We start from the raw sequence: 16,260 nt of genomic DNA, 5'->3' as shown, positions 1-16,260 counted from the left end.
ACGCATCGCCCCCCGGCCGGCGTGGGCCCGGGGAAGCGGATCCCGGTCAGCCGCGTTGATCCCGAACATCGGATCCCGGCCGGCCGACGCGGGCCGGAGCGGCGGATCCCGGTCAGCCGGTGCGGGTCCGGAGCCATTCCAGGGCCGACTCGGCGGAGCCGAGCACCGAGATGTGCCCGTCGTCCGGGCGCGGCCACAGCTCCGCCGAGGGGCAGCGACGGGCGAGCCACTCGCCGTGCGCGGCGGGCACGACCCGGTCCCGGCCGCCGTGCACGAGGAGGACCGGCACGCGCACCCGCCGGGGTTCGAAGCCCCACGGGGCGACGTAGGCGAGGTCGTCGTCGATCAGCGCTCCCGGGCCGTCCTCGACGGCCGCGCCGACCACCTTGTTCAGCCAGGACCACGTGCCGGAGAGCGCCGCGTGGTCCGCCGGGGTGAACTCCGGATCGTAGTCGGCTCCGGAGGTCTCGTACCGCTCCTTCGCCTCGCGCCCCTCGGAGGCGGCGCGCAGGGACGCCACGCCGGAGGGGGCCATGCCCGCGAACCAGTCGAGCCCCTCGGCGTCGAAGGGCGCCATTCCCGCGACGCCGACCACGCCCAGGACGCGGTCGGGCAGCAGCGCGCCGCACGCCAGGGCGTGCGGTGCGCCGCCGGAGTGGCCCATGACCGCGAACCGGCCGATGCCCAGCGCGTCGGCGACGGCCGAGACGCAGGCGGCGGCCGACGCGATGTCCCGGCCCGGGAGAGGCGTGGATCCGCCGTACCCGGGCCGGTCGTAGGAGACCCAGCGGAGGCCGAGCCGCTCCGCGGCCGGGAAGAGGGGCTCGGGGGGCGCGCCGATGTTCGGCGTGCCGTGGTGCCAGAAGACGGTGAGGTGGTCACCGCCGTCGGGCGCACCCGTGTCGTACACGTGCAGGACGCGCCCGTCGTCCAGTTCGAGATCGGTTTCGGTGACCATCAGCGGAGCGTAGCCGCCGGGGGTGACAGAACGTTCCGGGCGGCCGCAAGTATCCCGGCCGCCCGGAGCCGTTCGCCGGTCAGCCCGCGGCCCGGTCGGGGCGGGGAGCCGGGGCCGTGTCGCGGAGGAAGTCGAGGACGGCGCGCGTGAACGCCCGGGGCTGGTCCTCCGGGATCAGGGTGTAGCTGTCCTCGATCTCGACGAGCCGGCCGTCCGGGAAGAGCTCGGCCAGCCGCCTGCCGTGGTCCCGCGGCATCACGCGGTCCTCCGCCGCCCAGACGACGAGGACGGGCCGGTCGAAGGACCGCATCCGGTCGGCCCATTCGAGCAGCGTGTGCCGCGGAGTGGTGGACAGGGCGTACTTCCGCAGGTCGCGCCTGATCTCCGGCCGCGTCTGGGCCGGGCGGAACCAGGCGTCCATGACGTCGGCGGGGACCGGTCGCTTGGACATCCAGCCCCAGCCTCCCGGCATCCTGCGCAGGGGACGCACCCGCAGCGACCGCATGGCCACCGTGAGCCCGCCTGGGATCCTGGCGGCCGCGGCGATGATGCGGCCGGGAACGCCGGGCGGGTAGTTGTCGAACGCCTCGCAGCCGCTGAGCACGAGCCGGCCCACCCGGTCGGCGCGCCCTTCGGCGATCAGGACCTGCGCGCCGCCCCAGTCGTTGAAGACCAGGGTGACGTCGCGCAGGTCCAGCCGCTCCAGGAACTCGGCCACCAGCAGCCCGAGTCCGCGCAGGGAGAGGTCGGCGTCGGGACGCATCGGCCGGTGGTGGCCGCCCAGGGGCAGGACCGGAAGCACACAGCGGTGGTCGGCGCGCAGGTGGGGGACGACGTTCCGCCACAGGGAGCCGTCCATGGTGAGGCCGTGCAGCAGGACGATGACCGGCTTGTCGCCGCCGGTGTCCTCGTACTCGATGATTCCGGCGGACAGTTCGATCTCAGGCATGGCCGCTCCCGGCGAAGCTAGTTGATAGATCGCTCTAGCGAGAGAGTAGCGTACGATCGGAAGGCCGTGACGACGAGGGGGAGGGACCAAGGTGGCGAGCACCAAGGACCGGATCATGGGCGCCAGCGCCGAGCTGTTCCGCCGCAACGGGTACACCGGAACCGGCCTCAAGCAGATCGTGGCCGCGGCCGAGGCCCCCTTCGGCTCGATCTACCACTTCTTCCCCGGCGGGAAGGAGCAGCTCGGCGAGGAGGTCATCCGCCGGTCCGGCGGAACGTACGTCGAGATGTTCGACGCGGTCATGGACGCCGCCCCGGACCCGGTCGCCGGTGTCCGTGACTTCTTCGCCGGAGCCGCCCGGCTGCTCGTGGAGACCGGGTACGCCGACGCCTGCCCGATCGCCACCGTCGCGCTGGAGGTCGCGAGCACCAGCGAACCGCTGCGCCGGGCTACCGCCGACGTCTTCTCCGCCTGGATCGCCGCCGGCACCGAGCGCTTCGCCGCCGCGGGCGTTCCCGACGACGTGGCCCGCGAGCTCACGATCTCCATGGTGGCGGGGCTGGAGGGGGCGTTCGTCCTGAGCCGCGCGCTGCGGACCACCGAGCCCGTGGAGGTGGCCGGAGCGGCCGCCGTCGCCGCGACCCGCGAGGCCCTGCGGCGCGCGGGGTCCGCCGGAGGGTCCGCCGCCTGACCGGGCTCACCGGAGTCCGCCGGGGGTTCCGCGGTCTGAACAGGCGCGGGGTCCGACAGAGGTCCGCGGCCTGAACGTACGCACGGGGTCCGCCTGGAGTCCTGTGGTCTGAACGGGCTCTCGGCTCTCGTCCGCTGACGTGTTCTCGCGTGGCGGGGTGCTCCGAAGCGTACGGTGGGGTCGCTTTCGTCGCCTAAAGTCGGGCGAATGCCCCCGAAATCCTCCCGGCAGGCCCGGCTGGCCTGGCTGGACGCCCTGCGCGGGCCCGCCGCGCTCGCCGTCGCGCTGCACCACTCGGGCTGGACGTTCCTGCCGGACCTCTGGGCGGAGGTGGACCGCAGGATCGACGTCGGCACGTGGGGCGTCTTCGTGTTCTTCATGGTCAGCGGCTACATCATCCCGGCCTCCCTGGAACGGCGCGGCGACCTGCGGACCTTCTGGATCGGCCGCGCCTTCCGCCTCCTTCCCCTGCTGGCCGTCGCGGTCGTCCTGGCGCTGCTCCTCGCCGCCGCCGGGGCGTTCGACCTCCATCCGGGGCTGGGCAGCCGCCCGCTGCCGCTGGTCGTCCTCGGGAACGCGACGATGCTGCAGGAGCTGCTCGGCGTGCCCGCCGTCATCGGCGTGATGTGGACGCTCTCCTACGAGATGACGTTCTACCTGCTGACGGCGGGGCTGTTCACCGTACGGCAGGCGCACCGTTCGGCCGTGGTCGCGGTCGTCCTTGCACTGGCGGCGGTGCCGCTGGGGCTCCTGCTGCCGCGCCCGGCCATCAAGGGGGGCGCCGACCTGGTGGCCGCGCTGCTCGGAGTGGCTGTCGTCGCGGCGATCGCGATGTCGGTGCGCGGGCGGGGCGGGGCACGCGGCGGCGTCACCGGCGTCACCGGCGTCAACGGCACCACGGTCGCCGCGGTGTCGGGCGGGGTCCTCGGCCTGGCGCTGGTGGTCCTCGGCAGCCGGGTCGGCGCGTGGCAGGGCCTCATCGTCCTGGCCATGATGTTCGCCGGTACGGCCGTGTACCGCGCGGAGCGGGGGGCGATCCGGTGGCGCACCGCCGTGGCCACCGTGCTGACGGTCCTGGCCTGCGGGTTCCTCGCCAAGGACGACCCCGGCTGGGCCCCGGCGCTCCTGCTGGCCGCGGCCTTCTTCGCGGCCGGGTTCGCGCTGCGGCGCAGGTCGTTCCCCCACTGGCTGACCCACCTCGGGGTGATCAGCTTCTCCCTCTACCTGCTGCATCCGCTCCTGCTGCGGGTGGTCCCGAACCTCCCGCTGTTCTTCCTCGTCCTGGTGCCGCTCGCCTACCTGACCCACCGGCTGGTCGAGGCCCCGGCCCAGCGCCTCGGCAGGCGGCTCGCCCGGCGGGCGGCGGGGGCGACGGCACGGGGGGCCGGAGCCCGCGGGGCCGACGAATCCGGCGAGGCCGGGAAGCCGATGGGTGAGCCCTCCGGGTGAGGGGCGGGCGGGGACGGGACGGCGCGTCCGGCGAGGAACACGGCTGCTTTTCCACGGGTCGCCACCCTCTCCGGACAATTCCGGCAAATCTGCACTATTTCATCACATATATCCTGTGCAACATTCATCCCCTTTTGGAATGATGGCCCCTTTGGTGCTCTCCCACCCCTCCAGAAAGGGACGAATCCTCATGAGGCGATGGATTGTCCTAACCGTCGCGGCGCTGATCGCGTCCGTGCCGGTCGCCGCCGTGCCCGCCGCCGCGCAGGCGGGTTCTCCGGACCCGGTGCAGGCGGTCAAGCGGCAGTTCCGCGACGGGCACGGCGTCCAGCTCGCCGAGGTCACGCGGGTCGTCATCGACAAGACCTCGATACGGATCCGCAACAACGCCAGGCTGCAGTTCGGCCGTTCCGGACCGGTCGCCTTCGACGGCACCTGGCAGATCGTCGCCGACCCGGAGCTCACAAAGGCCCTTGAGGGCGCGGAGTCGTCCTTCGACTTCTTCACCCCGTCCTCGGTGACCGCCGTGGACGGCAAGCTCTACGTCTCCAACAGCACGTACGGCAACCTGCCCGAGAGCAAGGAGTGGGTCCGCACGAAGGCCCCCGCCGACCTCAAGGCCGTCAGCAGCCAGACCGTCAACGTGTTCGAGCCGACGGTCCTCAAGACCATGCTGAAGGGCGCGAAGCGCGAACCCGCCTCCGGCGGTTTCCTCTACCGGGGCACCGTGAGCCTGGGGCAGCTGTCCAAGGCGTCCCCCAAGTCCTACCCCGCCCTCCCCGGCGAGCTCGGCCGCGAGGCCGCGAAGAGGTCGATCTCCTGGCGGCTCTGGACGAACGGCGACGGCCTGCCCCAGCGCATGATGAGCACCGAGACCATGCGGATGGGCAAGAAGGTCTCGATGACCTTCAGGACGGACACCCGCTACACCGACTGGGGCATGCCGGTCACCGTCCTGGCTCCGCCCGCCGACAAGGTCCTCGACGAGAAGGACCTGAAGATCGACTACCTCTTCGACTTCTCCGACCCCAAGGAGATCGTCAACACGGTCAAGCCCTGACGGCTCGTCTCCGGCCCCGGCGTCCACCCGCCGGGGCCTTGTACCGGGCGTCCGGCCTTGTACCGGGCGTCCGGGGCTCAGCGGGCGTCCGGGGCTGCGGGGGTCCGGGGCTCAGCGGGAGTGCAGGGCCGTGCGCCAGGCGTCCGGGACCGGCCCGCCGTACGTGATGGTCCGGGCGCCGAGGAACGCGGCGAGGGCGGCGACGGCCTCGGCGACCGGCTCGGCGGCCGAGGCGGGGGCGTCGGGCTCGGCGTAGAGCCCCTCCACCGTCAGTACGGCGGAGCGCCGGTCGAAGCGCGGCGCGATCCGGCCGATCAGGCGTTCCCCGTGCAGGACGGGCAGGACGTAGTAGCCGTAGCGGCGCTTGGCGCGGGGGACGTACATCTCGGTGCGGAAGACGAAGTCCCACAGGCGCTCGGTCCTGGCGCGGTCGCAGACGAGGTTGTCGAAGGGCGACAGCAGGACCGTGCGGGAGGATCCGTCGGCCGGGGTCTCCAGGAGCGGGAGGGCGTCGTCGTGGACGTACCAGGTCTCCGTGCCGGCGGAGCCGATGCGGGCGCGGTGGACGCGGCCCGCGTGTTCCAGGGCGGCCAGTGCGACGGGCAGGTCGGGGTAGCGGTCCCGCACGAAGTGCTGCTCGATGTCCGCCGGACGCGCCACGCCCAGTGACCGCAGCGCGTGCTCGGCCGACCGCGCCACCGCCTCGGGCGCGGAGAGCGGCTCCCGCTCCGTCCAGCCGGGAAGGCAGCGGTCGGCCAGGTCCCAGAGCCGGCGGCGGCCGTCGCGTCCGGCGACCATCACCGTGCCCTGCCGCCACAGGAAGTCGAGCATGCGCTCCACGTTGCGGCCCGCGGTCCAGCCGCTCGACTGCCACGGCACCTCGGCGATGTCGTCGAACCCGTCGGTCGGCAGCGGGCCCGCCTCGTCCAGCCGTTCCAGGACGTGCAGGCGCAGGCGCTCGTTGGCGGTCATCCAGTCGCGGACCCTCCGGGCGTGAGGGGAGTCGCCCGTGGCGTAGCCCCGCATCATGACCTGGTGGATCGGATAGTCCTCGGTCAGCACGATCGAGGCGGCGTGCGCCCAGTACTCGAACAGGCTGCGTTCCTTCCACAGCCGCGTGTCCAGCTCGGCCCGGTCGTAGGAGCCCAGGCGGCTCCACAGCACCAGCAGGTGGCTCCGGGCGACGACGTCGATGGGATCGAGCTGGAGGCACCGCAGCCGCCGCAGGACCTGCTCCATGCTCATGGGACCGGGGCCCGCGAGGCACTGCGCGCCCACGGCGAGCCGCCTGGCCTGGTCGACGGTGAGTGTGAGAGCTGACGGCATGCGCGGCTGCCTTTCTCGCGGGGATTACGTCCGGCAATCTACACATGAATCCACGCGGTATTCGATGGTTTGTACGAGAGTCTCCATCGGAAATGGAGGCACCGATCCCGGGCGCGATCGTCCGGAGCTGGTTAGGATCGGCGCGTACGCACATGTTCTGGGGGGACGGTGACCGAGCACACGCATCCGGAGGGCCGTCGGCGCGACTCCCTCGCCGCGGCCGCGAAGGCGTTGCTCCGGTTGGGCCGGGTGCGGGACCTGCCGGTCGTCCTGATGCTGGCGTGGGCGGGCTGGCTGGCCATCCCGTGGCCGTCCGCCGGCCTCGCCGCGGTGCGCGACGGGGGCGGGCGGCAGCTCAGCACCGACATCGCGGCGGACCCGGCGTCCGGTGCGCGCGTCCCGGGCGTCTCCGGAGCCCCGGGCACCGCCCCGGGCGCTTCGAGAGGCGCGGGTACGGCGGGCTGGGCGCTCGCCGCGGCCCCGGCGCGGCCGGCGCCGCTGGTGAAGCCGGACCGGCGACCCGTGGCCGCGGAGCCGGACCGTCCCCGTGCCGCGGAGCCGGACCGTCTCCTTCCCCGGCCGTGCGCCGAGGCGGCGGGCCGGGAGGCGGGCGCCGGAATCGCCCGGAACGGACCGGCCGCCGGACCGGACACCGGGGCGGCGACGGCGGAGGCGGGGGCGCGGGAGCTGGTCGCCGCGGAACGCGCGCGCATCGCCGACGAGGTGCACGACGCCGCCGGGCACGGCTTCGCGACCATCGCCATGCAGGCCGGGGTGGCGCTGCTCATGCTCGACGAGCATCCCGAGCGGGTCCGCGAGTCACTGGAGGCGATCCGCTCGACCAGCGCGCAGGCACTCGGCCGGCTCCGTTCCGCGCTCGACCTCATGGACCCCGAGCCCGCGGACCACGACCTGCTCCGGCTGGTCGGCGGGGTGCGGGCGGCGGGCCTGCCGGTGGACGTCGAGCCGGCAGAGCCGTACGTCCCCGCGGGGCTCGAAGAGACGGTCTACCGGGTGGCGCGCGAGGCGCTGACCAACGTCATGCGCCACGCCGGCCCCGGTGGAGCCCTGATCCGCCTCGCCGACGGGCCGCACGAGTTCGTCCTGGAGGTCGCCGACCGGGGAGGCGGCCCCGCCGGGCCCGCCGGTCCCGGTCACGTGACGGGTCCCGCCCTCGCGGCCGGGTCCGTCCCGACGGCCGCCCCCGGCGATCACGCGGATCCCGCTTCGGCGCGGACGGCCGGTCCCGGCCCGCGTCCCGGCCTTCGTCCCGGCACGGTCCGGGTGGTCGGAGGGCGGGGGCTCGCCGGGATGCGGGCCCGGGTGGCGGAGGCGGGCGGCACGTTCGCCGCGGGGTCTCTCCCGGGCGACGGCTTCCGGGTGGTCGCGCGCTTCCCCAGGGACGGCGTGTGTCTCCCGGCGGACGGCGCGGACCCGCGGGGGGACGTGTGAACGCGCCCGCCGGTCCGATCCGCGTCGCGGTCGCCGACGACCAGGCCGTCGTGCGCATGGGGCTGCGGGCTCTCATCGAGCGCGAGCCGGACCTGGAGTTCGCCGGCGAGGCGGCCGACGGCGCCGCGGCCCTCCGCTTGCTGGCCGACACCCGGCCCGATGTCCTCCTGCTCGACATCCGCATGCCGGGCGTGGACGGCATCGACACGTTGCGGGCCGTCGCGGCGGACCCCGCGCTCGACGGCACGCGGGTGGTCGTCGTCACGACCTTCGGGACCGACCGGCACGTCTTCGCCGCGCTTCAGGCCGGAGCCAGCGGGTTCGTCCTCAAGGACGGCGCCCCGGAGGAGCTGGCCCACGCGATCAGGGTCGTCGCCTCGGGTGAGGCGCTGCTCTCGCCGTCCGTCACGAGGAAGGTCATCGGCCTGTTCGGCCGCCCCGGCGCCGGCCCGGTCGAGGGCCTCGACTCCCTCACGCCCCGGGAGCGTGAGATGGTCGCCTGGGTCGCCACCGGCCGGTCGAACGACGAGATCGCCCGCGAGCTGGTCATCAGCCCCGACACCGTGCGCACCCATGTCAGCCGTGCCATGGTCAAGCTCCGGGCCCGCGACCGGGCCCAGCTCGTCGTGTTCGCGGTCAGGTCCGGTCTGACGGTCCCCTGAGACCTCCGGAGGCCCGGAGGCGCCCGGTCCGCCGGGATCGCCCGCCGGTCCCGGCTCCCGCGGCTCCGCCGTCCCGGGACGCTCCGGCTCCGCGGTCGCGGAGGAACCCGCGGTAGTCGCGCTGTTCGACCTGGGCCTGGATCTGCTTCACGGTCTCCAGGCCCACGCCGACCATGATGAGCACGGTCGTTCCGCCGAACGGGAAGTTCTGCTGCGTCGCCGGGTCGCGCAGCACCACGAAGGCGATGATCGGGACGAGCGACAGCACGCCGAGGTAGACCGCCCCCGGCGCGGTCAGCCGGGAGAGCACGAACCGCAGGTAGCCGGCGGTGGGCGGGCCCGGCCGGATGCCGGGCACGAATCCGCCGAACCGCCTCATGGTGCCGGCCACCTCGTCCGGGTCGAAGGTGATCGACACGTAGAAGTAGGTGAACGCCACGACCAGCAGCAGGTACGCCGTCATGTGGACCGGGTGGTCGCCGGAGACGAGATAGCGGGAGACCCACTCCGCGACCGGCCCGGTGCCGCCCGTCAGCTGTACGGCCGGCTGCGGCAGGAAGAGCAGCGAGGAGGCGAAGATGACGGGGACGATCCCGGCCTGGTTGACCTTGAGCGGGAGGTAGGTGGAGGTCCCGCCGTACATCCTGCGCCCGACCATGCGCCTGGCGTACTGCACCGGGACGCGCCGCTGCGCCTGCTCGACGAACACCACCGCCGCCACCAGGAAGACCCCCGCCACCAGCATCGCCGCCAGCGCGAACGGGCTGAGCCGGAAGATGTTCGACACGTAGGAGGGGAAGACGGCGACGGTCTGCGTGAAGATCAGGACGGACATGCCGTTCCCGATCCCCCGCTCGGTGATCAGCTCGCCCAGCCACATGATCACGCAGGTGCCCGCGACCATGACGGTCGTGATGACCACGACCGTCATCGTGCCCTGGTCGTGCAGCAGCGGCTGCCGGCAGGTGGGGAAGATCCGGCCGGAGCGGGCCGTCGCCGTGATCGTCGCGGCGTAGGGCACGGACAGCGCCACCGCCGCGTACCTCGTGTACTGGGTGATCTTCGCCTGCCCGTTCTGCCCCTCCTTCCTGAGCTCCGCGAGGCGCGGGATCAGCACGGTGAGCAACTGCATCATGATGCCCGCGGTGATGTACGGCATGACGCCGAGGGCGAAGACCGACAGCTTCAGCATCGCCCCGCCGCTGAACAGCTGCAGCATGTCGACCAGCCCGCCGCCGGTGCCGCTCAGGCATCGCCGTACCGCGGTCACGTCCACACCGGGCGAGGGCAGGATCTGCCCGAACCGGAACAGGGCGATCAGTCCCAGGGTGAAGAGCAGCTTCCTGCGGAGATCGGGTACGCGGAAGGCGCGGAGGAGAGCGGTCGGCATGCGCCGAGTGTGTCCGCGCGGCCCGGGGCGGGTCGTCCGCTCACCGGAGGCATCGCCGTACGCGGATCCGCGTAGTCCGCGACGTGCGCGGTCATGCGGACCCGCCACCGTGCCGGCACGGCCGGGCGGCTCGGACGGCTCGGGCGGCTCGGGCGGTTCAGGTGGGTCGGGCGGTTCAGGTGGGTCGGGCGGATCGGACGGCTCAGGCGGTTCAGGCGATTCAGACGGCTCGGACAGTTCAGGGGGCTCGGGCGGTTCAGGCGGTGACGTACGCCCCCGCTCGTGCCGCCGCCATGGCGGCCGTGGCGGCGCGGTCGGCCGCGGCGTCGTCGAGCGGGTCGCCGCTGGCCAGCAGCCGGTAGTAGAGGGGGGCCGAGACGGCGCGGATCACCTCCGCCGGGTCGGTGCCGGCCGGCAGCTCCCCGCGTTCGACGGCCAGGACGACGCACGGGGCCCACTCCCCGATGCGGGTCGCGTAGAAGCGGCGCAGGGCCTCCGCGGTGCGCCCGTCACAGGCGGCGGCGGCGATCACCGCCCTGAACAGGGCGCCCTGGCGAGGATCGGTCAGGGTCTTCACCACGAGCCGGGCATTGGCCCTGAGGTCCCCGGCGAGCGAGCCGGTGTCCGTGCGGGGCAGGGACTGCTCGGCCATGTCGGCCAGCAGGTCGGTGACGAGGCCGGTCGGCGTGCCCCAGCGCCGGTAGACGGTCGTCTTGCCCACCTCCGCGCGGCGGGCGACGTCGGCGAGGTCGAGCAGGTGGAAGCCGTGCTCCGCCAGGGCGTCCCCGGCCGCCCGCAGCACGGCCGCCCGGACGCGGGCGGTCCGTCCGCCGGGCCGTACGGTGCCCGGCTCGACCCGGTCGGCTTCCGTGCGCCCGGTTTCCGTGCGCCCGGTTTCCGCGCGTTCGGGTTCCGTACGGCCGGCTTCCATCCGTCCAGGTTCCGTGTGCTCGGCTTCCGTGCGTCCGGCTTCCACCTGGCGGGCTTCCATACGTCCAGCGGTCATAACGGGACTCCTGTTCCATTACGGGATGGTCGTCTGTTACCGTTCTCTCATTCTAACGGAACTCTTGTCCCGTTAACTGCCACGCTCTCAGGAGGATCCCCATGTCCACGCTCGATCGAGCCGCCTCCGCCCAGAGCGGGCCCGTCCGGTCCGCGCCCGTCCGGGACGAACCCGCCAGGGCCGCTCTCGACCAGAACGAGCCCCCTCGATCCGCCCCCGCCTGGAACGAACCCGACCGGAACGAACCCGACCGAAGTGAACCCGACCGAAGTGAACCCGGCCGGACGGTCCGCATGACCGGACGGCAGAAGCTGGTGCTGACCCTGCTGCTCGGCGCCCAGTTCATGATCGCCGTGGACTTCTCGATCCTGAACGTCGCGCTGCCCGCCGTCGGCGCGGGCCTCGGCTTCTCCCTGGCGGACCTCCAGTGGGTGGCCACCGCCTTCGCCCTGGCCGCGGCCGGATTCACGCTGCTGTTCGGCCGGATCGCCGACCTCGTCGGCCGCAAGCGCCTGTTCCTGGCGGGCATGGCCGTCCTCGGCCTGGCCTCCGCCCTGGGCGGCTTCGCCACCTCGCCCGGGGTGCTCCTGGTCGCCCGGGTACTGCAGGGGCTGGCCACCGCGGCCGTCACCCCGGCGGGGCTCGCCCTGCTGACCACGGCGTTCCGGGAGGGGCCGCTGCGGGAACGGGCCCTCGGGCTCAACGGCGCGCTGATGTCGGCCGGGTTCACCGCCGGGGCCATCCTCGGCGGCCTGCTCACCGACCTGCTCTCCTGGCGGTGGGCCTTCCTCGTCAACGTTCCCGTCGCCGCGCTCGTCGTCGCCCTGGCGCCGTCCGTGATCGACGACTCACGGCCGTCCGAGCGCCCGCGACTCGACCTGCCCGGCGCCGTGACCGTCACCGGCGGGCTGCTCCTGCTGGTCTACGGCCTCACCCGGGCGGGCGCCTCGGGCTGGGCCTCTCCGCTCACGGTGGCCGCGCTGGCCGCCGGGGGCGCGCTGCTGATCGGATTCTGGTTCGTCGAGAGGCGCTCGGCCGCGCCGCTGGTGCCGCCCGCCGTCATGCGGCGCCGGAGCGTCGTCTGGGGCAACGCCGCCGGGCTGGTCGCCTTCGCCACCGAGACCTCGCTCGTCTTCCTGCTCACCCTCTACCTGCAGGAGGTCCTCGGCTACTCCCCGATGGCCACCGGCCTGGCGTTCGGGGTCCTGGGCGTCGGCACCGTGCTCGGCGGGACCCTCGGCGGCAGGGTGGTCGGCCGGTTCGGCGCCCGCGCGACGATCGCCGGCGGCGGAGTCGTCCAGGCCGCGGCGACCCTCTCGCTGGTGGCGCTCGGCGCCTCCGGCTCCTGGATCTGGCTGCTGCTCGCCGCGACCTTCGTCGGCGGCGTCGGCAACATGCTGATGATCGTCGGGTTCATGGTCGCCGCCACGTCCAGTCTGCCCGACTCCGAGCAGGGGATGGCCACCGGCCTGGCCACGATGACCCAGCAGGTCGGCATCACCCTGGGCATCCCGGTCATGAGCGCCGTCGTCACCGCCCGGACGGCCGTCCTGGGGGAGACCGGGCCGGCGGCCGTCCTGTCCGGCGTCTCGCTCGCCGTCCTCGTCAACGCGGCGCTGGTCCTGGCCGGGGCGCTGCTCGCAGGGACGTTCCTGGCCCCGCGGCGGCGCGGAGACCGGCCGGCGACCGGTGCCGGGACCGGCGCTTGAGCGTCGCGGGCGTGCCCGCCCGGCCGCGGGGGGCCCACGGGAGGGCGGGCACGGGACGAGCCGTCGGGACAGGCCCGCGGGCGGCGGCGCCGGGAGGTCCGGTGCCGCGCCGGTTCCGGGGAACCTGACGTCGGGCGGCAGGTACGGGCGGTAGCGTCGCCCGCGAGCTCTTCGAGAGGAAGGCGGTCCGATGCGGTACGTGGCGCTGTTGCGCGGCATCAACGTCAGCCCCGCGACCACGGTCGCGATGTCCGATCTCCGTGCACTGCTGGAGGGGCTCGGCCACACCGGCGTGCGGACCCATCTCCGGAGCGGGAACGCCCTGTTCGTCCCGGCGGAGAGGCGGCCCGAGGCGGAGAGGCGGCCCGAGCGGGTCGCCGCGGAGATCGAGCGGCGGATCACCGCGGAGCTGGGGCTGTCGGTGGCCGTCATGGTGCGGACGGCCGTGGAACTGCGCGCCGTGGTCGAGGAGAACCCGCTGGAGGTACGGGATCCGGCCAGGTTCGGGGTGTTCTTCCTGCCGGAGGCCCCCGACCGGAAGGTGCTCGCTGCCCTGGACCCGGCCGAGTACGCGCCGGAGGAGATGGCGGTGGGCAGGCGCGAGCTCTACGTGTACTTCCCGGACGGCCTGCGCCGTCCGAAGCTGCCGCCCCTGCTGGAGAAGCGGTCGAACACGCAGGCCACGATGCGCAACTGGAACACCGTCACGAAGCTGCTGGCCCTCGCGGAGGAGTGACACCACCAGGCGCCCGCTGACATGGCCGGACGCCCGCCGACCCGGATGCCCGCCGATCCGGCCGGACGGCGGGGCATGGCCCGTGCCCGGATGAGCCATGGGCGGATGAGCCACGGGCGGAGGACCCACGGGCGGAGGACCCACGGGCGGACGGACCGCTGCCGGGCCGCGTCGGGGGAAACTATTCGCTCAATGTATACAGTGAATGTATAGTCGCGATCATGTCGACCGGACATGTCCTGCTCGGGCTGCTCAGTGAGCGGCCCAAGCACGGCTACGAACTCAAGAAGGAACACGACCAACGTCTCCCCGGCGCCAAACCGCTCGCCTACGGGCAGGTCTACGCGACCCTGCAGCGGCTGGAGCGTGACGGTTTCACCGAGGTGACCGGGACGGCCCAGGAGGGCGGCCCGGAACGCACGGTCCACACGATCACCGGGGCCGGGCGGGCCGAGCTGGACCGGTGGCTGGCGGAGACCGAGACGCCCGCGCCGTACGTCGCGAGCCCGCTGTTCGCGCGGGTGGTGGTGGCGACACTGGCGGGCGGGACGGCCGAGGACTACCTGCTCAGGCAGCGCGCCGCCCACCTGGCGCGGATGCGGGAGCTCACCGCTCAGAAGGCGTCGGGGCCGCCCGCCCAGGTGCTGGCCGCCGACTACGCGCTCCAGCACCTCGACGCCGACCTGCGATGGATCGAGACGGCGCTGGAACGGCACACCGTGCTGATGGGAGAGACCGATGCTTGAGGCGCGAGCGTTGCGCAAGTCCTTCGGCCGGACCACGGCGCTGGACGGCGCGTCCGTGGAGATCGGGGAGGGCGAGGTCGTCGCCGTCACCGGCCCGAGCGGCTCCGGCAAGTCCACTCTGCTGCACTGCCTGGCCGGGATCGTCCGCCCCGAGGCCGGGGAGGTCCTGTTCGCCGGGCGGCGTCTCGACACCCTCGACGAGGACGCCCGGACGAGGCTGCGCCGGGAGAACTTCGGCGTCGTCTTCCAGTTCGGCGAACTGGTGCCCGAGCTGACCGCGGAGGAGAACGTCGTGCTGCCGCTGCTGTTCGGCGGGCGAGGACGTCAGGAGTCCCTGGAGGCCGCCCGTGCCTGGCTGGAGCGGCTGGACGTGGCGGGCTGCGCCCGGCAGCGGCCCGCGGAGCTGTCCGGGGGCCAGCTCCAGCGGGTCGCGGTGGCCCGCGCGCTGGCCGCCGAACCGCGGGTGGTCTTCGCCGACGAGCCCACCGGCGCGCTCGACTCGCTGGCCGGGGAACGGGTGATGGGCGAGCTCGTCGGCGCGGTCAGGGAGAGCCGGGCGACGCTGGTGGTCGTCACCCACGACAACCGGGTGGCCGCCTACGCCGACCGGGAGATCGCGCTGCGGGACGGCCGGGTCGTCGCGGGCGCGACCGCCTCGGCGCGGGAGACGCCGGCGGACAGGGCGCCGGAAGAGGAACCGGCGGAGACGCCGGGAGAGGCCGCGGGCGGAGCGCCGGCGACCGGCGGGGTGAGCCGGTGATCACCGTGATCCGGATGCTCAGCCGGGGAAGGTCCAGCCGCGAGCGGACACGCGGACGCCTGATGGCCGCGGGAGCGGCGCTCGCGACCGTCCTGCTGTGCCTGGCACTGCACCTGACGGCGTTCCGGCTCGACGAGCGGCGTGGGAGTCTCGGCGTCCTCACCGAGAAGGAGCCGCGGCTCGTGGTGGCGCTCACCCTGGCGCTGCTGGCCGTACCCGCCGTCGCGTTCCTCTACCAGGTGAGCCGCCTGACGACCGCGGCCAGGGAACGGCGGCTGGCCGCGCTCCGGCTGGCCGGGGCCACCCCACGCGAGGTACGGCTCGTCGGGGCGGCCGAGAGCGGACGGTCGGCGCTGGTGGGCGGATCGCTCGGCGTCGCGGTCTACCTGCTCGCCGCCCTGGTGGCGAGATGGTCGCTGGGCGACGTCGTACCGGTGCGTCCGCTGCTCTGGACGCCGGTCGTGCTCGCCGCGGTCGTGCTCGGCGGCGTGTGGTCCGGCCTGCTGGCGGGCCGGCACGTGATCGCCTCCCCGCTCGGCGTGGTACGGCGGGCCCGGCCGCGGGGACCGAGGGCACGCGACCTCGGGCTCGTCGCGCTGGGCGCCGCCCTGTTCGCGTCCGCGCTCCTCAGCAGGGGCCGTTTCCTCCTCGGGGGCAAGTACGGCGCGGCCGTGGCCATCGCCGCCGGGGCGGTGCTGCTGCTCTTCGGACTGGTGCTGGCCACCGCGTGGCTGGTCGGGAGGGCCGCCCGCCGGGCCGGGCGGACGGCCGCCCGCCGGACCGGGCGTGGGACGTCGGCGCCCGAGACGCTGCTGGCCGCGCGGATGGTCGAGGCCGACCCCCGGGCGTGGGCCCGCGCGCTGTCGGTGGTCGGGCTGACGGTGTTCTTCGGCGCGGCCGTGGCCGCCAACCAGACGCTCACCGTGTTCCAAAGAGATCAGCTGACCGCCTTCCAGGCGACGGCCTACACGCTGATGTACCTCGCCCTGCTGGCGGCCATGGTCACCTCGGCCGGCGCCCTCGTGGTGCACCAGGCCGAGGAACTGCTGGACCACCGGAGGTCGTTCGCGGTCCTGGCCGCCTCCGGTGTCCCCGTCCCCGCGCTGGGGCGGGTCCTCACCCGGCAGGCGCTCATCGCGGCGCTGCCGGTGTGCGTGGTCAGCGCGGTCGCCGGGACGGGCGTCACGATCCTGGCCTTGGCCGACCTCTACCTTCGGAGACCCGGCGCGCTGGCCGCCTCCGTCGTGGCGGCGGCGGCGATGGCCGGGATCGGCGTGCTGGCCGCCGTGCTGGTGGCGGGGGCCGCGCGGCCGATCCTGCGCCGCTGGGTCCGTCCGGAGGAACTGCGCGCCGGCTGACCCGGTGG

General features: G+C 73.9%; 15 protein-coding genes. 10 read left to right on the top strand and 5 right to left on the bottom strand.

Annotation, left to right across the window (positions count from 1 at the left end; all coding sequences use genetic code 11):
- Positions 1-112 precede the first annotated feature (112 nt).
- Positions 113-958, bottom strand: a complete 846-nt coding sequence (locus tag ACFYSC_RS26730) for an alpha/beta fold hydrolase (RefSeq protein WP_389967021.1) — start codon at positions 956-958, stop codon at positions 113-115.
- Positions 959-1,037: 79 nt separating this feature from the next.
- Positions 1,038-1,907, bottom strand: a complete 870-nt coding sequence (locus tag ACFYSC_RS26725) for an alpha/beta fold hydrolase (protein WP_389967018.1) — start codon at positions 1,905-1,907, stop codon at positions 1,038-1,040.
- Between the two features lie 91 nt (positions 1,908-1,998).
- Here ACFYSC_RS26725 and ACFYSC_RS26720 point away from each other — a divergent pair, with 91 nt between their 5' ends.
- The 3 genes from ACFYSC_RS26720 to ACFYSC_RS26710 all read left to right on the top strand — a co-directional run bounded on the left by ACFYSC_RS26720 (position 1,999) and on the right by ACFYSC_RS26710 (position 5,107).
- Positions 1,999-2,598: a TetR/AcrR family transcriptional regulator gene (locus tag ACFYSC_RS26720; protein WP_389967016.1), complete on the top strand. Its 600-nt coding sequence runs from the start codon at positions 1,999-2,001 to the stop codon at positions 2,596-2,598.
- Between the two features lie 207 nt (positions 2,599-2,805).
- Positions 2,806-4,047: an acyltransferase family protein gene (locus tag ACFYSC_RS26715; protein WP_389967013.1), complete on the top strand. Its 1,242-nt coding sequence runs from the start codon at positions 2,806-2,808 to the stop codon at positions 4,045-4,047.
- Between the two features lie 190 nt (positions 4,048-4,237).
- Complete coding sequence (locus ACFYSC_RS26710) at positions 4,238-5,107, top strand: hypothetical protein (protein WP_389967010.1); 870 nt, start codon at positions 4,238-4,240, stop codon at positions 5,105-5,107.
- 111 nt (positions 5,108-5,218) lie between these two features.
- Here the strand turns inward: ACFYSC_RS26710 and ACFYSC_RS26705 are convergent, their stop codons facing one another.
- Complete coding sequence (locus tag ACFYSC_RS26705; protein ID WP_389967007.1) at positions 5,219-6,433, bottom strand: winged helix-turn-helix domain-containing protein; 1,215 nt, start codon at positions 6,431-6,433, stop codon at positions 5,219-5,221.
- A gap of 168 nt (positions 6,434-6,601) precedes the next feature.
- On the opposite strand from ACFYSC_RS26705, the gene ACFYSC_RS26700 reads away from it, so the two are divergent.
- Together ACFYSC_RS26700 and ACFYSC_RS26695 are read left to right on the top strand one after the other, a co-directional pair.
- The gene (locus ACFYSC_RS26700) at positions 6,602-7,885 is read left to right on the top strand and encodes a sensor histidine kinase (RefSeq protein WP_389967004.1); all 1,284 of its coding nucleotides are present in this window, start codon (positions 6,602-6,604) and stop codon (positions 7,883-7,885) included.
- A complete protein-coding gene (locus ACFYSC_RS26695) occupies positions 7,882-8,547 on the top strand; it encodes a response regulator (protein WP_389967001.1) in 666 nt (221 codons plus the stop codon). The genes ACFYSC_RS26700 and ACFYSC_RS26695 overlap by 4 nt, the downstream gene beginning before the upstream one ends.
- Here ACFYSC_RS26695 and secY read toward each other — a convergent pair.
- On the bottom strand, positions 8,522-9,937 hold the full coding sequence (secY, locus tag ACFYSC_RS26690; RefSeq protein WP_389966998.1) for a preprotein translocase subunit SecY: 1,416 nt from the start codon (positions 9,935-9,937) through the stop codon (positions 8,522-8,524). The genes ACFYSC_RS26695 and secY overlap by 26 nt on opposite strands.
- A gap of 256 nt (positions 9,938-10,193) precedes the next feature.
- A complete protein-coding gene (locus tag ACFYSC_RS26685; protein WP_389966996.1) occupies positions 10,194-10,868 on the bottom strand; it encodes a TetR/AcrR family transcriptional regulator in 675 nt (224 codons plus the stop codon).
- 368 nt (positions 10,869-11,236) lie between these two features.
- Between ACFYSC_RS26685 and ACFYSC_RS26680 the strand changes: the two genes are divergently transcribed.
- The 5 genes from ACFYSC_RS26680 (at position 11,237) to ACFYSC_RS26660 (ending at position 16,252) form a co-directional block, all read left to right on the top strand.
- Complete coding sequence (locus tag ACFYSC_RS26680) at positions 11,237-12,652, top strand: MFS transporter (protein ID WP_389966993.1); 1,416 nt, start codon at positions 11,237-11,239, stop codon at positions 12,650-12,652.
- A 190-nt stretch (positions 12,653-12,842) separates the two neighbouring features.
- Entirely contained in the window at positions 12,843-13,388 is a 546-nt protein-coding gene (locus tag ACFYSC_RS26675) for a DUF1697 domain-containing protein (RefSeq protein ID WP_389966990.1), read from the top strand.
- A gap of 221 nt (positions 13,389-13,609) precedes the next feature.
- Positions 13,610-14,134, top strand: coding sequence for a PadR family transcriptional regulator (locus ACFYSC_RS26670; protein WP_389966987.1), 525 nt, complete (start codon positions 13,610-13,612; stop codon positions 14,132-14,134).
- The gene (locus tag ACFYSC_RS26665) at positions 14,127-14,894 is read left to right on the top strand and encodes an ABC transporter ATP-binding protein (RefSeq protein WP_389966984.1); all 768 of its coding nucleotides are present in this window, start codon (positions 14,127-14,129) and stop codon (positions 14,892-14,894) included. Before ACFYSC_RS26670 ends, ACFYSC_RS26665 begins: the two co-directional genes overlap by 8 nt.
- Positions 14,891-16,252: a hypothetical protein gene (locus tag ACFYSC_RS26660; protein WP_389966982.1), complete on the top strand. Its 1,362-nt coding sequence runs from the start codon at positions 14,891-14,893 to the stop codon at positions 16,250-16,252. Before ACFYSC_RS26665 ends, ACFYSC_RS26660 begins: the two co-directional genes overlap by 4 nt.
- The last annotated feature ends 8 nt before the right edge of the window (positions 16,253-16,260 follow it).

The sequence above is a fragment of the Streptosporangium sp. NPDC004379 genome, assembly GCF_042873875.1.
Lineage (GTDB): Bacteria > Actinomycetota > Actinomycetes > Streptosporangiales > Streptosporangiaceae > Streptosporangium.
The sequence above is the reverse complement of the archived record's forward strand: the minus strand, read 5'-3'. Positions and strand labels throughout refer to the sequence as shown.

Coding starts and splice junctions, on each gene's coding strand:
- ACFYSC_RS26670 (WP_389966987.1), top strand. CDS start 13,610: ATGTCGACCGGACATGTCCTGCTCGGGCTGCTCAGTGAGCGGCCCAAG.
- secY (WP_389966998.1), bottom strand. CDS start 9,937: ATGCCGACCGCTCTCCTCCGCGCCTTCCGCGTACCCGATCTCCGCAGG.
- ACFYSC_RS26710 (WP_389967010.1), top strand. CDS start 4,238: ATGAGGCGATGGATTGTCCTAACCGTCGCGGCGCTGATCGCGTCCGTG.
- ACFYSC_RS26675 (WP_389966990.1), top strand. CDS start 12,843: ATGCGGTACGTGGCGCTGTTGCGCGGCATCAACGTCAGCCCCGCGACC.
- ACFYSC_RS26705 (WP_389967007.1), bottom strand. CDS start 6,433: ATGCCGTCAGCTCTCACACTCACCGTCGACCAGGCCAGGCGGCTCGCC.
- ACFYSC_RS26685 (WP_389966996.1), bottom strand. CDS start 10,868: ATGGAAGCCGGCCGTACGGAACCCGAACGCGCGGAAACCGGGCGCACG.
- ACFYSC_RS26665 (WP_389966984.1), top strand. CDS start 14,127: ATGCTTGAGGCGCGAGCGTTGCGCAAGTCCTTCGGCCGGACCACGGCG.
- ACFYSC_RS26730 (WP_389967021.1), bottom strand. CDS start 958: ATGGTCACCGAAACCGATCTCGAACTGGACGACGGGCGCGTCCTGCAC.
- ACFYSC_RS26680 (WP_389966993.1), top strand. CDS start 11,237: ATGACCGGACGGCAGAAGCTGGTGCTGACCCTGCTGCTCGGCGCCCAG.
- ACFYSC_RS26725 (WP_389967018.1), bottom strand. CDS start 1,907: ATGCCTGAGATCGAACTGTCCGCCGGAATCATCGAGTACGAGGACACC.
- ACFYSC_RS26715 (WP_389967013.1), top strand. CDS start 2,806: ATGCCCCCGAAATCCTCCCGGCAGGCCCGGCTGGCCTGGCTGGACGCC.